The 3262-nt window shown below is 32.9% G+C and carries 6 protein-coding genes; 3 read left to right on the top strand and 3 right to left on the bottom strand.

The features are described 5' to 3' along the window. From ACH2BG_RS08100 to ACH2BG_RS08090, 3 genes are all read left to right on the top strand, one after another. A partial coding sequence (locus tag ACH2BG_RS08100) for a TRCF domain-containing protein (protein ID WP_395047195.1) occupies positions 1-497 on the top strand: 497 nt, incomplete at its 5' end. A 205-nt stretch (positions 498-702) separates the two neighbouring features. Next, complete coding sequence (locus ACH2BG_RS08095; RefSeq protein ID WP_395047194.1) at positions 703-927, top strand: hypothetical protein; 225 nt, start codon at positions 703-705, stop codon at positions 925-927. Next, a complete protein-coding gene (locus ACH2BG_RS08090) occupies positions 918-1211 on the top strand; it encodes a type II toxin-antitoxin system RelE/ParE family toxin (RefSeq protein ID WP_395047193.1) in 294 nt (97 codons plus the stop codon). Before ACH2BG_RS08095 ends, ACH2BG_RS08090 begins: the two co-directional genes overlap by 10 nt. An 8-nt stretch (positions 1212-1219) precedes the next feature. On the opposite strand, the gene ACH2BG_RS08085 is transcribed toward ACH2BG_RS08090, so the two are convergent. From ACH2BG_RS08085 to ACH2BG_RS08075, 3 genes are all read right to left on the bottom strand, one after another. Continuing rightward, the gene (locus tag ACH2BG_RS08085) at positions 1220-1876 is read right to left on the bottom strand and encodes an aspartate kinase (protein WP_395047192.1); all 657 of its coding nucleotides are present in this window, start codon (positions 1874-1876) and stop codon (positions 1220-1222) included. Between the two features lie 108 nt (positions 1877-1984). Beyond that, positions 1985-2344, bottom strand: a complete 360-nt coding sequence (locus tag ACH2BG_RS08080; RefSeq protein WP_309760405.1) for a YraN family protein — start codon at positions 2342-2344, stop codon at positions 1985-1987. Between the two features lie 75 nt (positions 2345-2419). Next, a partial coding sequence (locus ACH2BG_RS08075) for an LD-carboxypeptidase (RefSeq protein ID WP_395047191.1) occupies positions 2420-3262 on the bottom strand: 843 nt, incomplete at its 5' end.

Genomic DNA, 3262 nt, shown 5'->3' with positions numbered 1-3262 from the left:
AGGAAAGCAACATAGAAACCAAAGAATACGTCAAAGATTTACAAATTGATACCGATTTTGAATTGCTGTTTTCGGATGAGTACATCAATAATGTATCGGAACGATTGAGTTTGTATAATGAATTAGGTACTGTAAAAAACGAAGAGGAATTGGTGGCCTTCCAAAACAAGTTGATAGACCGTTTTGGTCCAATGCCGCCTCGTGCCAAAGCATTAATGAATAGCATTCGCATCAAATGGATTGCAACCCGAATTGGAATCGAAAAATTAGTGATGAAACAAGGCAAGATGATTGGTTATTTCATTTCGGATCAACAATCAGATTACTATCAATCCAAACGCTTTCATCAAGTCTTGCAGTTTGTGCAAAAAAACAGTTCTATTTGCAAAATGAAAGAAAAACAAACTCCTGCTGGTTTGCGATTGCTATTGACTTTTGACAATGTAAAAAACACCAGAACAGCGCTAGAATTTATGGAGCTATTGGGAGGAGAATAAGACAATGTAGTTTCCAGCCTTTTGTTTTAACTTGATCTATAATTTAAACCTCAATTTTATCTTTTAGCTTCTAAAAGTAAATACATAATAGCTTTATGATCAACTCCCTTTTAATGTTTGAAAATGAAATAGTTAGTTAAATTTAAAGATTTGTTTTTTTAACACAATCAAAAAAGATAACTTTGTTACACTAAAATTTTAAGTTATGAATTTAGCCACCAGAAAATATAATTTTATTCAGGAGTTGTCTGCGATTGACGAAAGTTTATTGGAAAAACTTGAAATTATTTTAAAAACCAGTAAAAAAGATTGGTTCACTGATTTGAATTCAGAAGAAAAACTGGAAATTGAAATCGGTTTAAAACAAGCAGAAAATGACGAGTTTATAAGTAACGAAACTGCAATGAATAGATTTGCCAAATGGCGTTAAAGATCAAATGGACTCCGCAAGCCGATAACGGTTTGGCAATTGTTATTGAATATTTAGAAGCAGAGTGGACTCTTAGAGAAATTTTGCAATTGGAAGAAAATATCAACCAAGTTGCCAATCAGATTAGTCTATTCCCTGACTTATATCCAAAATCTGAAACCTATAAAAATCTTCATAAAGCAATAATAGATAAAAATAACTATTTGGTTTACCGAGTAAATTATAAAAATTCAAGTATTGAAATAATTAATTTTACAGGAACTAAACAAAAACCTAAATATTAGAAACTCATCTAATTCTTCAAATCCTTAATTACTTTAAAAGCCACATCAACCTGTTCTTCGCTTACTAAAATTGTGAACTCATTTGATGTAGAAATTACTTCGTTGATAATAATTCCTTCCCAAGCCAAACGCTGAAAAATGAAGTAGTAAATTCCTGGAACAACTATGTTTTCTTTGGGTAATTTTACGGTTATCGAAGCCAGATTATCTAATTTCTGAATCAGTTTTTCAGTAGCAAAATGTTTGTCAACCAAGTGATTAACGCTATTACTAACAACTATATTCGTTTCATTTACCCCTCTGGATGAGGTATAAAAAATATCAGGAAGCGAATTAATATCTGTAATTAAGTCGGCTTGTTTGTTTAGGACAGTATCTGATGCAGCAAAGGTGTAATCCGTCAAGGCAGAACGAACTGTGATTTCACCAATGTTTTTGATAACCTTATTAATTTTATGATTCAGTCTAAAATCTAATTCTTCCGTTAGTCGTTTTAACGCCATCACCACAGCACCTTGTTTCACTTCTTTGCCAAAATCACTTTCTAATTCGGTCATTATATTTCTTGATAATGAGGTCAAGTTGATAATGCCTAATGATAATGCATTTAGTAAAAAGGGCTTTGTTTTGATGTAGTTTTCAACGATAGAAGAAACGGTTTTCATGATGTAAATTTTAGTTGGTTGTTGTTTTACACATAAATTGTGTGCAAATTAGACACAAATGTAAATAAAAAAACAATTTGTTACAAATACAACAACAACAAAATGATACTAAAAATGATAAAACGCATCAATAAGATGCTCAATTATAAAGGAGTTGCCTTCTTTATTGATGGCTATGATATCAAAACGCACTTCAATATCAAGATCTCTCTCGTTTACAAAGGCATCAACAGCTTTAACAAGGAGTTGAATTTTTTTTGGTTTAACAAAATCCTGAGGCAATCCAAAATCCAAAGAAGAACGCGTTTTGACCTCTACAACAGCAAGTGTATTTTCTTTTTGGGCAAGAATATCAATTTCTGCTTTCTGAAAAGTGTAGTTGGTTTGTAAGATAGTATAACCGTCTTTCTTCAAAAATTCGACAGCCATTTCTTCTCCTAATTTGCCAAGTTCGTTGTGTTCTGCCATATAAAGTAATCAGTGTTCAGTTGCAGTATTTATTTAGAAATAGTTGCGGTGAAAAATCATTAATCAGCAATCTAATTATTCAAAGGTAAGCGTTCCACCTTTTTCCTGTACATCTAGCGTTACTTTATTCCCTAAAATCAAGGCTCTATTGTCTTGAATGTGACCAGCAGGGAAATTATATAAAATGGGAATATTGTATTTTTTAGTTACATCTTCAATAATTTCAATAGCATTTTTGCCCCAAGGAATGTCATTATCTTTCATTTTGGTCATGGAACCTACCACAATTCCTTTAATACTTTCCAAACACCCATTGCGTTTCAAGTTCATCATCATCCGATCTATATGGTATAAATATTCGTCTAAGTCTTCAATAAATAAGATTTTATCAGAACAGTCAATTGCTGATGGCGAACCAAATAAACTATACAAAATAGACAGATTCCCGCCAACTAATTCCCCCGAAGCTTTTCCTATTTTATTTTTTCCAAAAGGAGGAACAGTGTAGGATAGTTTTTCTCCAAACAATGCCTTTCGCAATGTTTCCTTAGCTTGATCAGTAGCGCGAGGAACTGTTATTGGCATAATTCCGTGAATGGATTTATAACCCAACGTATTTAAATGATTGTGTAAAACGGTTACATCGCTAAAACCAACAATCCATTTGGGCTGTTTTTTAAAAGCAGTAAAATCTAACAAATCAACTATTCGAACCGTTCCATAACCGCCTTTTACACACCATATCGCCTTGATATTTGGATTGTTTAATTGCTGCTGAAAATCGGCTGCTCGTTGCTCATCTGTTCCAGCGAGCTGGTTGTTGTCTAGTCCAATTGTGCTTCCTATTACTACTTCAAGTCCCCAACTGTGTAGCAAATCGATAGCAGGTTTTAAATTATCTTCTACATTTTTTCGGGC

The organism is Flavobacterium sp., assembly GCF_043779715.1.
In the GTDB taxonomy this organism is placed as follows: Bacteria; Bacteroidota; Bacteroidia; order Flavobacteriales; family Flavobacteriaceae; genus Flavobacterium.
This window is presented reverse-complemented; position numbering and strand designations above follow the sequence as displayed.